This window comes from Microcoleus sp. BR0-C5 (assembly GCF_036705045.1).
Lineage (GTDB): Bacteria > Cyanobacteriota > Cyanobacteriia > Cyanobacteriales > Microcoleaceae > Microcoleus.
The window spans coordinates 140,693-155,304 of sequence record NZ_JAUBTR010000002.1 but is presented as its reverse complement, the minus strand read 5'-3'; the positions used below and the strand labels follow the sequence as shown (position 1 = coordinate 155,304).

Annotated in this window: 16 protein-coding genes; 2 read left to right on the top strand and 14 right to left on the bottom strand. The window is 45.9% G+C overall.

Annotated features, from left to right (window positions below):
• Positions 1–218 precede the first annotated feature (218 nt).
• Both QUB08_RS01480 and QUB08_RS01475 read right to left on the bottom strand, forming a co-directional pair.
• Positions 219–959, bottom strand: a complete 741-nt coding sequence (locus tag QUB08_RS01480) for a response regulator transcription factor (protein WP_333149702.1) — start codon at positions 957–959, stop codon at positions 219–221.
• A 110-nt stretch (positions 960–1,069) separates the two neighbouring features.
• On the bottom strand, positions 1,070–1,228 hold the full coding sequence (locus QUB08_RS01475; RefSeq protein WP_333222824.1) for a hypothetical protein: 159 nt from the start codon (positions 1,226–1,228) through the stop codon (positions 1,070–1,072).
• A gap of 264 nt (positions 1,229–1,492) precedes the next feature.
• On the opposite strand from QUB08_RS01475, the gene QUB08_RS01470 reads away from it, so the two are divergent.
• Entirely contained in the window at positions 1,493–2,239 is a 747-nt protein-coding gene (locus QUB08_RS01470) for a creatininase family protein (protein ID WP_333222822.1), read from the top strand.
• Between the two features lie 153 nt (positions 2,240–2,392).
• On the opposite strand, the gene ndk is transcribed toward QUB08_RS01470, so the two are convergent.
• Positions 2,393–2,842 (bottom strand): nucleoside-diphosphate kinase, encoded by a 450-nt coding sequence (gene ndk, locus QUB08_RS01465; protein WP_333222820.1) that lies wholly within the window; start codon positions 2,840–2,842, stop codon positions 2,393–2,395.
• Positions 2,843–3,481: 639 nt separating this feature from the next.
• On the opposite strand from ndk, the gene QUB08_RS01460 reads away from it, so the two are divergent.
• On the top strand, positions 3,482–4,240 hold the full coding sequence (locus QUB08_RS01460) for a hypothetical protein (protein WP_333222818.1): 759 nt from the start codon (positions 3,482–3,484) through the stop codon (positions 4,238–4,240).
• 1 nt (position 4,241) lies between these two features.
• Here the strand turns inward: QUB08_RS01460 and proB are convergent, their stop codons facing one another.
• The 11 genes from proB to QUB08_RS01405 form a co-directional block, all read right to left on the bottom strand.
• Positions 4,242–5,456 carry a glutamate 5-kinase gene (gene proB, locus QUB08_RS01455; protein WP_333222816.1) on the bottom strand — a complete coding sequence of 405 codons (1,215 nt, stop codon included), beginning with the start codon at positions 5,454–5,456 and terminating at the stop codon, positions 4,242–4,244.
• A gap of 68 nt (positions 5,457–5,524) precedes the next feature.
• Positions 5,525–6,046 carry a YqeG family HAD IIIA-type phosphatase gene (locus tag QUB08_RS01450; RefSeq protein ID WP_333222814.1) on the bottom strand — a complete coding sequence of 174 codons (522 nt, stop codon included), beginning with the start codon at positions 6,044–6,046 and terminating at the stop codon, positions 5,525–5,527.
• 149 nt (positions 6,047–6,195) lie between these two features.
• A complete protein-coding gene (mltG, locus tag QUB08_RS01445; protein WP_333222812.1) occupies positions 6,196–7,320 on the bottom strand; it encodes an endolytic transglycosylase MltG in 1,125 nt (374 codons plus the stop codon).
• A 48-nt stretch (positions 7,321–7,368) separates the two neighbouring features.
• The gene (locus QUB08_RS01440; protein WP_333222810.1) at positions 7,369–8,403 is read right to left on the bottom strand and encodes an RRXRR domain-containing protein; all 1,035 of its coding nucleotides are present in this window, start codon (positions 8,401–8,403) and stop codon (positions 7,369–7,371) included.
• A 454-nt stretch (positions 8,404–8,857) separates the two neighbouring features.
• Positions 8,858–9,436 (bottom strand): DUF3727 domain-containing protein, encoded by a 579-nt coding sequence (locus tag QUB08_RS01435; RefSeq protein ID WP_333222808.1) that lies wholly within the window; start codon positions 9,434–9,436, stop codon positions 8,858–8,860.
• A gap of 312 nt (positions 9,437–9,748) precedes the next feature.
• On the bottom strand, positions 9,749–10,210 hold the full coding sequence (gene ruvX / locus QUB08_RS01430) for a Holliday junction resolvase RuvX (protein ID WP_333222806.1): 462 nt from the start codon (positions 10,208–10,210) through the stop codon (positions 9,749–9,751).
• 259 nt (positions 10,211–10,469) lie between these two features.
• Positions 10,470–11,801: a GNAT family N-acetyltransferase gene (locus tag QUB08_RS01425; protein ID WP_333222804.1), complete on the bottom strand. Its 1,332-nt coding sequence runs from the start codon at positions 11,799–11,801 to the stop codon at positions 10,470–10,472.
• A gap of 191 nt (positions 11,802–11,992) precedes the next feature.
• On the bottom strand, positions 11,993–13,174 hold the full coding sequence (locus QUB08_RS01420; protein WP_333222802.1) for a F420-0:Gamma-glutamyl ligase: 1,182 nt from the start codon (positions 13,172–13,174) through the stop codon (positions 11,993–11,995).
• A 144-nt stretch (positions 13,175–13,318) separates the two neighbouring features.
• The gene (locus QUB08_RS01415; RefSeq protein ID WP_333222800.1) at positions 13,319–13,486 is read right to left on the bottom strand and encodes a hypothetical protein; all 168 of its coding nucleotides are present in this window, start codon (positions 13,484–13,486) and stop codon (positions 13,319–13,321) included.
• 55 nt (positions 13,487–13,541) lie between these two features.
• Positions 13,542–13,844 (bottom strand): hypothetical protein, encoded by a 303-nt coding sequence (locus QUB08_RS01410; RefSeq protein WP_333222798.1) that lies wholly within the window; start codon positions 13,842–13,844, stop codon positions 13,542–13,544.
• The gene (locus tag QUB08_RS01405; protein WP_333222796.1) at positions 13,828–14,127 is read right to left on the bottom strand and encodes a DUF1778 domain-containing protein; all 300 of its coding nucleotides are present in this window, start codon (positions 14,125–14,127) and stop codon (positions 13,828–13,830) included. The genes QUB08_RS01410 and QUB08_RS01405 overlap by 17 nt, the downstream gene beginning before the upstream one ends.
• Between the last annotated feature and the right edge of the window lie 485 nt (positions 14,128–14,612).

The window sequence follows — 14,612 nt, the reverse complement described above, 5'->3', positions numbered from 1 at the left end:
AGCTAGTCTTCATGTAGGCGATGCTCCCAGCCCTACATACACAGGACTTACGCACTCAAGGGCGTTAAATCAAGGGTTTGAGATGGCTTCACTAAGTTCTCTTCTGACAGAAAATCATAGTACGTGGGTAAGTCCTAATAGACAAATAAGGACACAACAATGTTGTGCCCCTACGTCTATTCGACGGCAACTTGCCACCCTACAACTGATTTAAAATTTCAACCAAATCGATAGCCGAATCCCCGTACCGTAATGATATATTCCGGTTGGCCCGGATCTATTTCCAACTTTTCGCGTAGCCAGCGGATGTGAACGTCAACTGTTTTGCTGTCTCCGATAAAATCTTGGCCCCAAATTTTTTCCAGCAACTGATCACGAGACCAAACTCGCCGGGGATAACTCATAAATAGTTCTAGTAAGCGAAACTGTTTAGGAGAAAATTTCACTTCCAGACCACGAACCAACACGCGGCACTCTTCAGGATACAGAGTTATGCTCTTATATTGCAGCGTCCTCGGTTCGGGTAACCTACTGAGGCGCTGGCGTCGCATCAGCGCCCGACAGCGAGCGATAAACTCCCGCATTCCAAAAGGCTTGGTCAGATAATCATCCGATCCGGCTTCTAGGTAAAAAGCGCAATTGTTGGCACTTCCTCTAGCACCGATAATCAAAATAGGGACGGGATTTCCTTGATGCCGTAACATTCGACACAGATCCAAACCGTTAATTGAATCCATAATTAACAGGTTGAAGGCAAATTCACCGTGGTATGACGAAGAAGCTTGTACAGAAGGCAGGGCGTTGCGCCCGTCGCTAGTAACCACCACCTCGTAGCCCTGTTCTTTAAGGGCTAAAGCTAGCATTTCCCGCAACAGGTCTTCACCTTCCAATAACAAGATACGGCCGGCTTGTCCAACAGCCAGCCTAGAAGGACTTTCGCTTAATTCAGCAGAAGACATAAATATCAGGGGGAGTGATGTTTGTATGTGGCTAGCGCGAGGTACCTTCTTCAGTAGCTGAGGTACTCTCGCGCTGCGATCGCTTGTACGATCGCCATTTGTTCGATCGCTTAGAATCCTTCGCCAGTCCATCCCACAGACACGCGCTCGACTTTTGCTACTTGCTCGTGCAAGGAATACAACCGTAGAGCAGTTGCCGGAGCCACGCTGTCTGCCTGCGTCCAGGCGTCAGAAGTCTGGTCATTTTTCGGGGTCGGTGTTAATTTCATAAAACATTGCCCGCTGTTAATCGACCAGGTAACACCCAATCTATAGGGAGATGCTTGCTATACTACTCTTAAAAGGTTATTAAAAGGTAAAATTTTGGTAATCAATTGGTTAAATTATTAACGTTAAGTAATATAACGGTAAAGTTGCGATCGCACTGTAGAGCTTTTTTTAAGAATACAATAATAAGTTGGTCCAAATTTCTTTTTCTTCCCGTGCCGGCTACGATCGACGATAGCAAGTAAAAATTCTGTAGACTGCCTATCATGTTGCTGCATTTGAGTACGTGGCCCGAGGTAGAAGCTTATCTCGAAAGCTCCCGAGGCATAATTATCCCGATCGGCTCCACCGAACAGCACGGGCCCACCGGCTTGATCGGCACTGACGCCATTGCTGCCAGTGCGATCGCCCGTGGAGTCGGCGAAGCTGCCAATGCCTTAATCGGCCCGACAATTAATGTCGGGATGGCATTGCACCACACTAGCTTTCCCGGCACAATCAGCCTCCGACCGCAGACGCTGATACTGGTAATCAGGGATTATATCACATCTTTGGCAAAAGCTGGATTTGAGAAATATTTCTTCATTAACGGTCACGGTGGCAACATTGCGACAATGAAAGCAGCATTTTCCGAGACATACGCGCATTTGTCGGACTTAAATTTACCAAATGCCACAAGAATCCAGTGTCAAATCGGCAACTGGTTTATGTGCGGTTCAGTCTACAAACTAGCAAAAGAATTGTACGGAAACCAAGAAGGTTCCCACGCCACCCCCAGCGAAATCGCCTTAACCCAGTACCTTTATCCAGAAGCAATCAAGCAAGCTCCGCTTTCGGAAGAAGTCGCTTCCGGGCACAAAATTTTCGGTGCTGCTGACTTCCGCCGCCGATTTCCAGACGGGAGAATGGGTTCAAATCCGGGTTTAGCAACCCCCGAACACGGTCAGCAGTTTTACGAATTAGCAGTCAAAGAATTGACTAATAATTATTTGGAGTTTTTAAGTTCCGATTAACGTTTTTTCTTCTCGTTACCAGGAATAGCTTGGTAACGAGTAAAAATGCCAAACTCTTCTATATTTTACAGTTATGAGTGAGTCATAAACATAATATTTCATCTATCTGAGAAAGGCTATATCTCCCGATTAACCACCGGGAGAATATCAAAACTATTCCACAATCCAAGGAGTTAAAGAAGGTGTCCAAGCACTCAATTCTTCTTCCTTGAACCAAAGGCTAATTTCCGAACGGGCAGTCTCTACAGCATCAGAACCGTGAATGAGATTACGGCCGACATTGACGGCAAAATCTCCCCGAATAGTCGCAGGTTCTGCATTCAGAGGATTTGTGGCGCCAATGATTTTTCTCGCCGATGCCACAACGCCGTCACCTTCCCACACCATCGCCACTACAGGGCCTGAAGTGATAAAGTTTACCAATCCTGCAAAGAATGGTTTTTCTTTGTGAACATCATAATGTTGTTCCGCTAGTTCGCGACTCGCCGTCATCAGCTTCATACCAACTAGCTTAAAGCCCTTGGCTTCAAAACGACCGATAATTTCGCCGACGAGTCCGCGCTGTACGCCGTCGGGCTTAATCGCTAAAAAAGTCCGTTCCAAGATTAACTCCTATAATTGTGTTAACTGATCCAAAAGATAGAGTAACTCAGAACGCACCTAAAGGCAATTCTGAGAATTGGAAATTGTCATTTGGAGACTGATGGCCGCAGGAAGAAGCAAGAAGGAATAAGAAGAGGGAAGAGAAGAGAGGGAAGAAGCAATAAAAGCAAGGGTTAAAGAAACCGGGTTTCTTAGAAAAATTTTTGTTGAGTAGCGATGAATCTCCGAAGAAAACTGGTTGCGAGACTTCTATGCGTCTAGGACTGATTTGCATGGAGCACCGCGATTTTGTTAAAAGCATTTTTTAGCAGTGCCAACAGGATGCTCACTTGCCTATATAAGTTAATCAGCCTTTAAATTATCGGTAAATAAATAATCCAACTCTTGTGGAGTGGCTTTGAGCCACGCCTGAAATATGCAATCTAAATTTAGAACATTTTATCTCTAGGCAACAAGATGCTCGAACTTCTGGCACAATATGATACAAGTCACAATTTTCTGTGACTCCAAACACTGTTACCCTATGATATCAAATACAAATATGTATGATAATAAACACAATTATTTAGGCTCGAAAATATAGATAATTAACAGAGGTAGGAAGATTATCTTGACAGCAACTATTCAGGCGAAAAAAGTATGGAAGCCATTGTAGCATTCATTGAACCCAAAAAGCAAGAGTTTGCAAAATTGCCCTTGTTTGACTTTCTAGCCAATAAACAAATTCACGCGAATCAACGACTAATTTATGCACCTGTACTCGCTCCTTTGGCTGTGGGATTGAGCGATTTAAATAAATATGTACTGCGAGAATCTTCTAGTAATAGCAAAGTTCAGGAACTAATTAATAAATATACTTATAAAAAAAACTATTATTGGCACGACTATCTAGAATATCTAGAGGAACTGGGCTTAAACCAATTAATGAGTTACGGCGATTTCAGGCTGCTTTGGGGTGAAGAAACTAAAAAAACTCGATCGCTATGTTCAGTGCTCGAACGCTACGCTTGGAAAGCCTCTCCCATTCAGAAACTGGTGTTAGTGGAAGCCCTAGAAGGAACGGCCCAAGTTTTTTTTGAAGCGGCGCTAACAGTGGTAATGGAATTACAGCAAATTAACCAAAAAGAATCTGTTGATTTTGGAGGAGGTTATGGGGGTTTAGAAAATTATAACCTTTTAAACACGCCAGAGATGTTGCAACTTTTAGCAGAGATCAAACTTACTAATGCGGAATGCCAAGCAGCTTTAGAATTAGCACAAAATGTATTTGAACTGTTTACAGAAGCGATGAACGAGCTATTACGACACAGCCAAACAAATTCTTGCAAGACTGTGCTGCAAATATCCTCAATTTCTGCCTTCGCTCATTGCCCGATCGACTTTCTCGATATTTGTTAGTTTAAACAATCACTAAATTATCTCGGTGTACCGCCGTTTCTACGCCTGCATAGCCTAAAATCTCAGCAATTTTCTCTGACTTGCAGCCCTGGATTTGTCTCAATTCTAAACTGCTATAATTCACAAGTCCTCTAGCAATTTGCTTGCCGGCTGCGTCGCACAACTGCACGGAATCATCAGCTTGGAATTCTCCTTCTACTTGAGCAATACCCGCAGCTAAAAGCGATTTTCCGCCGTGGGAAATTGCCTTGACAGCACCCGCATCTAAATATAGTTTTCCTGCCGGAATTAGCACGTTAGCTATCCAGTGTTTGCGAGCGTTTACAGGGCGCGGTTGAGGCTCGAATTGAGTGCCGATCGACTCTCCGTTAAGTATTTTCTCGATATTACCAGGAAAGCAGCCGTCCGTGATGACAGTCCGCACTCCCGATGCAGTTGCTATTCTGGCTGCTTCAATTTTTGTCACCATTCCGCCGGTTCCCCAACCGCTGCGGGAATCTCCTGTTTGCACCTGAAATTCTGTGAGCTGTGCCATACTTTGGACTAGGGCGATCGGCTGCGCGTCGGGATTGCTGCGCGGATCGGCGGAATACAGCCGATCGACATCTGTGAGTACAAACAACCAATCTGCTTCTACCAAACTCGCCACCAGCGCCGAAAGCGTGTCGTTATCCCCAAATTTGAGTTCGTCTACCGCCACAGTATCGTTTTCATTGACGATCGGAATCACGCCCAACCTGAGCAGTTGTTGAAAAGTATTGCAAGCGTTAACATAACCGTTACGCTGCACTAAATCGCCCCTAGTGAGCAATACTTGAGCGATCGGCTGTTGCAGAGTAGTAAACAAGTCATCGTACACCCGCATCAGTCGCCCTTGGCCCACAGCCGCCACAGCCTGTTTCATAGCAATGTTTCGCGGGCGTTCCGTCAAACCCAAGCGCGCGCAGCCAACCCCAACTGCACCCGAAGAAACCAAAACTACTCGATGGCCTTGCTGCCGCAAATCAGCTAAAATTTCGACCAATGCAGCAATAGTTGAAAGAGCTAAGTTTCCTGTAGTCGATCGAGTCAGAGTCGAAGTTCCAATTTTAACAACAATAGTTTTAGTCTGTTGTCTGTTGACTGTTGTCTGTTGACTGTTGACTGTTGTCTGTTGACTGTTGACTGTTGACTGTTGACTGTTGACTGTTGACTGTTGACTGTTGTCTGTTGCCATTAGTTACCAATTCCCAATTCATAATTACCAATTCCCAATGCCCAATGCCCAATGCCCAATGCCCATTTTTAATCTTTAATTTTCAGAGATGCCCCCAAAGCTTGAGAAACCCAAACTTCAAAAGAGCGCACCGGATACTTGCGAAGCGCATACCCAGCATCAACCATTGGTTCCACTAAAATAGTGAACATACCCAAACGATTGCCTGCTAAAACATCAGTAAAAAGTCGATCGCCCACCATCGCCACCTGTTCCACCGGCAAATTCATCGCCGTCACTGCTGTTCGCAACTTGCGGCGCGACGGTTTAGCAGCACCAGTGATGTAAGGTAGATTCAAAGAATCAGCAATTCGACCGATCCGATTTTGACTTAAATTATTGCTTGCCAACCATAGCGATACTACGGGTTTAATTTCTTGTACCCACAAGCTGAGTTCAGGAGAAGCATTCATTGCCGTAATGGGAACAAGAGTTTCGTCCACATCCAACACTAATCCTTTAATCTGATATTTCTCCAGAATATCAGCCGTTAACTTCATGACTGAATCGCCTAGAACTAAGTCAGGCTGTAGTAGTTTACCCCAAGTCATAATGATTTTAGATTTTAGATTTTAGATTTTAGATTGAGAAATAAGAAATTGGGAGTTAAAGATTGAAAAAGTAAAAAATCAAAAGTGAATAATTATTGCTTTTCCTTCGTTACTTTTGACTTTTTACTTTTGTATTAGTCATTGCCCATCTATTGAGTCGAGCGCACTTTTTGGTCAACTTGAGCCACAGCAGCATTGTGTTCGGCCAGAGTGCGACTAAAAATGTGAGTGCCGTCATACCGCGCCATAAAATACAGGTATTCTGTATTTTCCGGAGTCAGAGTCGCTTCCAGACTGGCGATTCCCGGAGATGCGATCGGAGTTGGGGGTAGTCCTGGATTTATATAAGTATTGTAAGGAGAAGGCGTTTCTACTTGCTTAAAAGTCAGAGGCTTTTCCTTAGTTTGCCTGATGCCGAGAGCGTATTCAACTGTCGGGTCAGAGCCCAACGCCATACCCTTTTTCAGACGGTTGTTGAACACTCCAGAAATGCGGTTCCGCTCGGAAGCAACCACAGCTTCTTTTTCTACAATACTGGCCAAAGTCACCCATTCTTTGAGAGAGAGCTTCGTATTATTCTGATTTTTTTGATATACCGGCAAAGCTGTCTGCTCGAAACGGGTGAGCATTTGTGTGATCACAGCTTGAGGAGTAATTCTATCGCCGTCTAGCTGATAAGTATCCGGGTACAAAAAACCTTCCAAATGAGGCAATCCGCTCGGTAGCCAAGGGTATTGAGCGTAAGGAATTTGACTCGCGGCCGCCATAAACTCCTTCGCCGGGAAAAAACCTTGCGCTTCAAAATAAGCGCTCATTTGTTGCAGCGACCATCCTTCTGGAATCGTGAAACTCTGCTGTACGACTTCGCCCTTCCAAATTTTGTCAGCAACTGCACTCAGAGGCTGAGTCGGCGACAGTTGGTAAGTTCCTGCTTGAAAACCTCCCTCGCGGTTTTGCAGAGTCAGCCAGCGGGCCCACATATTCCATGCCGAGCTCGATCGAATCAACCCCGCTGCCTCTAAATCCCGGCCGATTTTTTGACTGGGAGTACCCTCCGGGATTTGGATCGAAATAGCAGCATCCTCTGCCGGATTGCCCGATGAGGATGTGATTTTAGGCGGCGCCGAAGCCCAGCTCCACCAAGCCCAGCCCTGCCAAGCGCAAACTCCCCAGATTGCCGGCAGCAACGCCAGATAAAACAACCATTTAGAGACTTGCGGAGTACCTTTTCGGCTCTCGCGCGCGCTGCCTTTTGTCATTTGTTCTTTATTCATCGAAATTTCTGGGTTTGAAACCCCGTGCTTCTAGCAGGGCTTTACAGATTAATTTGCGGAGCGCCACGAATTGTAAGACAAAAACTTACAATCTGTAGGCGCTGCATTTTGGCACAATCGCTTGCTTGTTTTTAGATCGTGCAAACTAATTGTTTTTCGGTGTGGGTCTTTCTTTGTTGGCGACTCTTGCCAACCCCCAACATAACAGAACCCATATTTAGGGTGTTTAACGATTGAACCGCGCTTAAATTCTGCACTTAAAGTTCCGCCGTACCGAGAGCGGACATGACCAGTGGAATGCTGCAAACGATGGAGCTGTCTGCGATGAAACTCCAAAGGGATTACTTCTATTAGCTTGGCGTTATCGGGCTGGATATGTCCTCCGATATACCAATTAGCTAATACCCAAGAGTCAACGCAATGAGCCTCAAACAAGTTTGACAGCTTTTGTTTAGACTTGAGGAGTCCTAAATCTTGACGCATTTTACAGGTGTCAAAGCCCTGCCTAATTTCCAGGTGAGCAATTTTCTCAATTTCCGAGTAGAACCATCGTTTACCTACCTCCAGAGGACTAAAACTTGTATTCCATTTCTTAGATCCCTTCCAGGTTTTTGCTTTAACGTCTTCTACAACAAATGTCGATATCGGAAACATCAAGGTCAACCATTTGGCAATCCTTAATTTCCACTGCCATCTCGCTTTAGTCGATGGGGGGATGCGATTTTTATTGACCGAGCGATTAGTTCGGTTTTGACGGCAGGGAGTATTGCGAAACCGCCTACCACGTCGCATATTTCGTCTGACCTCAACGCGATCTTTTACCCAATCAATTGCATGGGTTTGGATGTTTAAGTAGGTATGCGTTCTGGATTTAACGGTAAATCCTTCACGCTTACTACCTGGGTCAATGCCAACTGCAATTGGTTGATAGTTGTGGCTTAAAGGTTTTGCATTCAGTCGAACACAAAATACTCCTTTTTTAAAAAACGGCGTAGCTTTGCCCGATTCGATCCAACGTCTAGCCCGAGCAGGGGTAGTTGGCATCAGGGGACGGTTATTGCTGCCTACAACTGGTACAAACATTGACGGTAAGTCCTATTTCTAGGTGTATATTTCCCTTCGCCACTGACCACCAGAGAGGTTAAAAACTAGGGAGGCATTCTTAACGTCTTGCGGGATACCACTCCCAGGCAGTTCAGTAATTGGCTAGACACTTTTTTAGTCCTGAATTAAGAAGGTGGTGAGTCTGCCTCTTTTCAAGCCCCCCGTCTTCAGGCTGGGGTTAGTGACAGTCCGTTGTCCTGGATAAGCGGCGGTTAACTAGCGACTAATGACTGATGACCTGCGATTGATGACCGAAAAGTTACGAATACAAGCCCTTTAAAAGACCCAATTCACGCGGCCCAATTCAAAAGCCCGATCGCGGAGGCAGAAGCTGCCATCTCGAAAAAGTTCGATCGGGCGAGCAGTTTACTTTTTTATAAGATAGTAAAAAATTCTGCTGTTTGCCATCAGGCCTTGTGCCTGCAATTAATATCTAATCAAGCTCGTCAAAGAACTGGTCTTCCAGCATAGGTAACATCGGTTCCAGCCTTTGGAACTCTTCTTCCGAGAGCAATTCTGGCTTGCCGTCGTCATCCATTCTAGCCAAAATAAAGAACGGGTCTAGAGGCGTATAAATCGCATATTCCTGTTCTTCGTGGTAGAAACTGGTCAGCCACATCAGTTCCTCGAACTCCGACTCCTCATCTGGATCGACATCGGATGCCATATCCTCTTCGGGAAATTCCGGCAATTCGCCAACCACAGTCAGCGTCACCGCTGTGCGTCGGAGCGTCAAGTTCTGCTCTTGCAGGACAACTTTAGCTGTCTCAAAAATTTTGTCAATTTCGGTCTCGTCTTCTACAGGAATTGCGGCTTCGTCGTTATCGTCTCCCTGCCAAGTAAAAATTTCTACGGGTGAGTCAATCGGAAGCAGCAAAGCGTATTCTTGACCTTCTAGGTTCATAGAATATTCTATGTTGCAAGTCAGCGATCGCCCAACTTCATCCGTCAGGGTGACGGACTCTTCGTTGGAATTGCCATTCTCTTTTTTGCGGTATGGGGATGAGGACATCGCGTGTATCTTAGTTTTCCGTCAATAATTCAGTAACGTTTGCTTGACAATTGGGAATTTTCGTGGCGATATTCTGGCTAAGTGGGCGATCGCCAGTCCACCAGCTTAAACCGCGAGACTCGCGACCTTTTCCACAGGCGAGGAGTGCAGCGTTTAAATCTCAGTCGAGTCAGCAAGCGACACTGAGGACAAATCACGATTTTGTGCTTCTTCAGTACCGAGGTACAGCAGAATTTTCTCCATTTTGTCAAGGGTTACAGGTGTGCGTAGCAAACTTGCACAACCAGGATATCACGCCTTTGTTACCACCTATCAAGGATTGGGAAGGGCGGAGATATTTTGCCTCCGCTCGTCTAGCCACTGCTGCAAAATCAGGGCTGCTGCTTTGCGATCGATCGCACCCTTATTATTTTGCGACAGCGAAACCCCTGAAGCTTTCATCAATTCCTCTGCCTCAACCGAAGTCAGGCGCTCGTCCACGTATTCTAGGGGGATCTCTAGGGCTGTGGCGATGCGATTGGCATATTTCTGCACCTGTCGGGCTTGAGCGCCCAATTCTCCGCTCAGAGAGTAGGGCAAGCCTGCCACCAAAATTTGCACTCTGCGCTCTCGCACGAGTTCTTGGAGATAAGCTACGTCTCGATCGAAGGACGATCGTACCAGTGTTGTAATTCCCGTAGCTATTAAACCGGTGCCGTCACATCCGGCGATGCCGACTCGTTTGAGGCCGATATCTAATCCCAGTGCTGAAATCCATAATTTATCGTTGGACATTATCAATCAATCAATTTTAGATTTTAGATTTTAGATTTACTGTTTTTTTGCGGAAATAATCTTATTTAACGAACCGCGAAAACGCGAATAACGCAAAATAATAAGAGAATAAACTAAGAAGAAGATAGGTAATCTTAGGTTTGTATCAATAATCAAAAGCAGAAGGGATATTTTGGGATTATGACAGAAAAAATAAATTTATTGGATGACTAATTTTATTTTTTTCTGTCTTATACCTTTTACCTTCTGCTTTCACTTATTAAGAATTGAGTTCTCCGGGCCAGCCCCCGTCTAGAGGCAAATCCGACAAATTTAAAGGCAAAATGCTGCTGCCATCCGTTGCTGCTGATTCGGAATTCTGACCGCCCAAGGGGTTAACTTGATTCGTTTGGCTGTTTCCTGAGTCAGTCAACAGCGGTTTAATCTCAGACGACGCGGGCCCTGCTGTGGCTTCCCCAGCCATCGGGCCGAGCCAGGACATCCGGCCCGGTACTGGTTTGCGAGTTGGCTGGAAGCTTTGCAGCATTTCTGATAGCTGGAGTCCTTCGAGAGAGACCAACTTGGACTCGCGCAATTTGTGCCACACCGATCGCGACATCAGCAAACTGTGTTCCACGCGCACTGCTCCAAATTGCTCTAAATAAGCTTCCCGTTCCGGCTGATAGTCAGCGGAAGCCAGTTGCAGGCTTTGAACTGGGAAATCTTGAACGAGGCGCGCCATCTGGGACAGTAGTTCTGGGTAAAGCCAAGTGTAGGCCGGGTGTACAGTCAACTGGGCGACGTGCGGTTGCTGGCCGTTGCGGGATAGCTGCACCTGAAAATAGCCGATCGCGGCTTTGCGCTGTGGTTCAAACACGTAGCCGCTGACTACCTCGGTTTTGCCCAGCCACTGTCTGACACCTTCGACTAAAGCGCCGAAAAAACTGGTTTTGAAATCTTGAATATGGCGATCGAATACTTGGCGCACCAGCGGCGGCATAGACGCGGTATCCAGTTGGTAGAGCAACTGAGCGTCGGCGTTGCTGACCGGCAGCAGGTTGGGCAAATCTGGCGTCGAGTTGGCCATTTCTTGCAGGCGTTCTGGGGCGATCGTCCAGTAAGTCATCTGGGCCAAAGGCTGAAACCCGTTTTGCCGGTACAAAGCCAAGGAAGTTGTGTCACCGACATTCACTTCCAACAGCCACGTCCGCGCCTCCCAGACTGCCTCAAAGCAGTACCGCAGCAGCATTGAACCAATTCCTTTGCTGCGGGCTTCCGGGTCTACTCCGATGCGATCGATCCGCCAAGTGCTGCGGGTGCGGTTGAAAGGAGAAATCTGAATTATCCCCTTAACGCTCCCCTCTTCTTCGGCAACGTGGGCACGGAACAGGGACTGACAAGGGTTGGGAAACAAGCTAAAAATCTTTAGTAGTCCGTACCAGCGACGAATCTGCTGCAACTTTCTACCTAGTACCACGTCGCAGCTTGCGCCCTTGCGGTTTTCTGGCTCTTCGGCTGTTTCCGCGCACAGTTGTTCCATCACCTCGATGTCGCGATACTGAAACGGGCGAATCACAACCTGGTTTTGGTTTTGGGAGGGAAATGAAGTCATAGCATAAAAGTGGAGAATGGAAATTTAAAAATAAAAATTCAGAAAGGGGAAGAGTTAGAGAAGTTTTGAGTTTTGAATGGGTAAATTTTGAGTTCAAAACTTATAACTTTTGATTCTTCTCCCTTTCTTGCTCGATCGAAAATTAAAAATTTCAAATCATCTTTTTGAATTTTTAATTTTCTGTTTTCAACTCAAGATTTTTGTGGCAGAGGTCGAATTACAACGACTGGTGTTCGCTCGTCAGCATTCCCGGCGGGGTTGCTTCGCAAGGCTTCCTCTAAGAATGTTACCGATAAATCGGAGGTCGCTGCTAATATCTTAACTGCTTTCAAGTCATTAGCGTCTACGATCGCCGCCCCAAGTCCGGTTTCTCGTTGAATTTCTTCTACAACTTGCTGGGGATTGTCCGGGCCGAGGACAATAAATTGGTCGAAGGGAGGCAAAGTCCCGGTAACATCGTCGATCAGCCTTGCTTGTTCCCCTGCTAGTTGGTAAAAGACTCCCGGTTTACCGAATATTTTAGCCACAGCGCCGATCGCAAATGCCGCTACTACGCGCCAAGGGCCTACTACATCAACCAACGTCTGCATTCCGCAAGCCGTGGCCAAACTCGACATCGGCAAGAAAAACAAGCACACTCGCTTTGCCGCCCATCCGGGTTTGACTTCGCTGGGATGGCGATAGCGTCCCTGCATCAAAGCTAGGGGAGTTTCTGCCAGGGCGACAATATCGCCTTTCTGGGCGCGCGGCAGCACGTACCGCTTGACAATTTCGACGGGATTGTCCAATTCCGTCAGGATGTGGGTGCGAATCGGCAAGACTTCTGCAACTCCGACATTTCTGGCGATGGGTACCGTGTCCGAGTTGGGAAATTGTAGGGGAACTACTACGTTACGGACTTTCGGGATGCGGCCGCCTGGGCCGTAGGTGACGTAATGTATTTGCACCCAAGCTGACTGCAATTTGGTTAAATCTTGCCCTTGAATGTCTACAGAAACTTTAATTTTTGTGTTTTTTTGGGCTTTAACAATATAGCCGAACCAGTAATCGTCTGCTCTGGCTGCTGCGTCTTTGTGGCAAGGAATCACCTTTGTCTGGGAGGTAACGCCATCCAAACTTCCGTCTGACAATAGTTTCACCTGTGCCCGCACTTCCGGCAACATAATCTCAAACCGCTGTGTCAGGTTGCGGAACTCCATTTCCCCCACCAAAAGATAGCGGTTGGGTTCGGAGATGGCTAAGTGCCATTCTCCGGCTGTTAGTTCTAGTTTATTTGGACTTCCAGTCCGGCGATAGTTCAACTCTAGGCCCAATCCGCCCAATGCTAGCAGCGAACCGGCTGCTGCGATTCCTGTTGCTAAAGTCTCAATCACTCAAATCACCGCCAATAATATTTTGTGTTTACTGTAGTCGATATCGGGTACTTTGAGCGCTGATCCGGTAGTAATTGGATTTGTGGGGGTTGTTGCGGGCGGGGTTGCGGAGTGGGATGGGCGATCGGTTTTTAACAAAATCAACTAAATGTTAGAATTTTGACAAAGTTCTTCAACCGATTTCATTGGTAGATAAAGCTTCATCGGGTTTTGTTTAAACCTTTGAAAACCATATTTTTGATAGAAATTGGCTGCTGGCTCATCCAGAGCTTCTGCAATGACAGCTAGAGATGCAACTTGTGCAGTTGCCAAGAGTGCTTTTGTCAAAGCATCTATCAGAATCAACTCACCGAGATGTTGACCAAGGTCAAGTACGATCGACTGCCAAACGACCGAGCAATGTAGCAGGTAGAAGGGGATAGCGGGGCAGCTTTTTTGCAAATGCAAAAGATTCATTCAAATCTGCGAGTTCAATGGTGTATGCAGAAAGCGTATAATAGGCAATTACATCAGTGTTGGAAGACTCCACTAAAACGAATACGATTGCGACTTTCTTTTTGAGATCCTGAGAAGCTTGTTTACGGATGTAGTTGTCCAAACTATCTTGTCCACAACAAAAAAGCTCTCTGTGATGTCTGCTGCTATCTAAGAGTTCAATTGTGAGTACCATCGCCCATCACTTGTTTGTAGCGCAAGGCTGCTGCTTTGAGAGCTTGATTCGGCTGGGTTGGATTCAGGAGGGCATTTACGAAAGCCTCGCTGTCGTCAACGTCAAGTTTCAGTCTTTGGTGCTGTTCAATAACTTTGGAAGCGACTGCTTGAACGCTGGCGATGACGAAATCTGTTAAGGTACGTCCTTCTAAGTCAGCGGCTTTTTGCCAAAGGGCTTTAATCTCTGGACTGATACGAGCCTCCAATCGGGCTGACGGTTCCGATTTAGTAGTTTTAGTCATACAAAATACGGTTTATCTCATTTATCCATTGTATACGGCACTTTGCCGTATGTCACGCTAAAAGTTAGGGATCGATCGAACTTATGCAAAATTAGAGGTAAGTGCGATCGCCTCTGGCGGCTAAAGCGGTCAAGTTGCTGTTCCAAGAGATCGTTCGTGAGTTAGATCACTCCCAAATCGGGCGTTGCTTAATCAGGGTATGAAAAAAATCATTTGAAAATCCCCAAGCTGTGTCGATACTGGTTTTTATGACTTGCATATTTAGCCTTTCCTAGCGTAAATCAGCAACATATACAAAACAAATCACTTAATTAAATAATTAAATAGTAGATTTCTTTTTTGTAAATTTAAATATTTTTTTTATATTGACCTCGTGTTTTAAATTTAAGTTCCCACCTGGAAATCACTATTTATTTAAAAGATTTATTGAGAATCATTAAATCAGTAAACAAGTCTGTAGAGATGAGTTATTTTTGGCTCGCTAA

Coding starts and splice junctions, on each gene's coding strand:
- QUB08_RS01405 (WP_333222796.1), bottom strand. CDS start 14,127: ATGACTAAAACTACTAAATCGGAACCGTCAGCCCGATTGGAGGCTCGT.
- QUB08_RS01470 (WP_333222822.1), top strand. CDS start 1,493: ATGTTGCTGCATTTGAGTACGTGGCCCGAGGTAGAAGCTTATCTCGAA.
- QUB08_RS01480 (WP_333149702.1), bottom strand. CDS start 959: ATGTCTTCTGCTGAATTAAGCGAAAGTCCTTCTAGGCTGGCTGTTGGA.
- QUB08_RS01410 (WP_333222798.1), bottom strand. CDS start 13,844: ATGGTACTCACAATTGAACTCTTAGATAGCAGCAGACATCACAGAGAG.
- QUB08_RS01435 (WP_333222808.1), bottom strand. CDS start 9,436: ATGTCCTCATCCCCATACCGCAAAAAAGAGAATGGCAATTCCAACGAA.
- QUB08_RS01450 (WP_333222814.1), bottom strand. CDS start 6,046: ATGACTTGGGGTAAACTACTACAGCCTGACTTAGTTCTAGGCGATTCA.
- QUB08_RS01425 (WP_333222804.1), bottom strand. CDS start 11,801: ATGACTTCATTTCCCTCCCAAAACCAAAACCAGGTTGTGATTCGCCCG.
- QUB08_RS01440 (WP_333222810.1), bottom strand. CDS start 8,403: ATGTTTGTACCAGTTGTAGGCAGCAATAACCGTCCCCTGATGCCAACT.
- QUB08_RS01475 (WP_333222824.1), bottom strand. CDS start 1,228: ATGAAATTAACACCGACCCCGAAAAATGACCAGACTTCTGACGCCTGG.
- QUB08_RS01460 (WP_333222818.1), top strand. CDS start 3,482: ATGGAAGCCATTGTAGCATTCATTGAACCCAAAAAGCAAGAGTTTGCA.
- mltG (WP_333222812.1), bottom strand. CDS start 7,320: ATGAATAAAGAACAAATGACAAAAGGCAGCGCGCGCGAGAGCCGAAAA.
- proB (WP_333222816.1), bottom strand. CDS start 5,456: ATGGCAACAGACAACAGTCAACAGTCAACAGTCAACAGTCAACAGTCA.
- ruvX (WP_333222806.1), bottom strand. CDS start 10,210: ATGTCCAACGATAAATTATGGATTTCAGCACTGGGATTAGATATCGGC.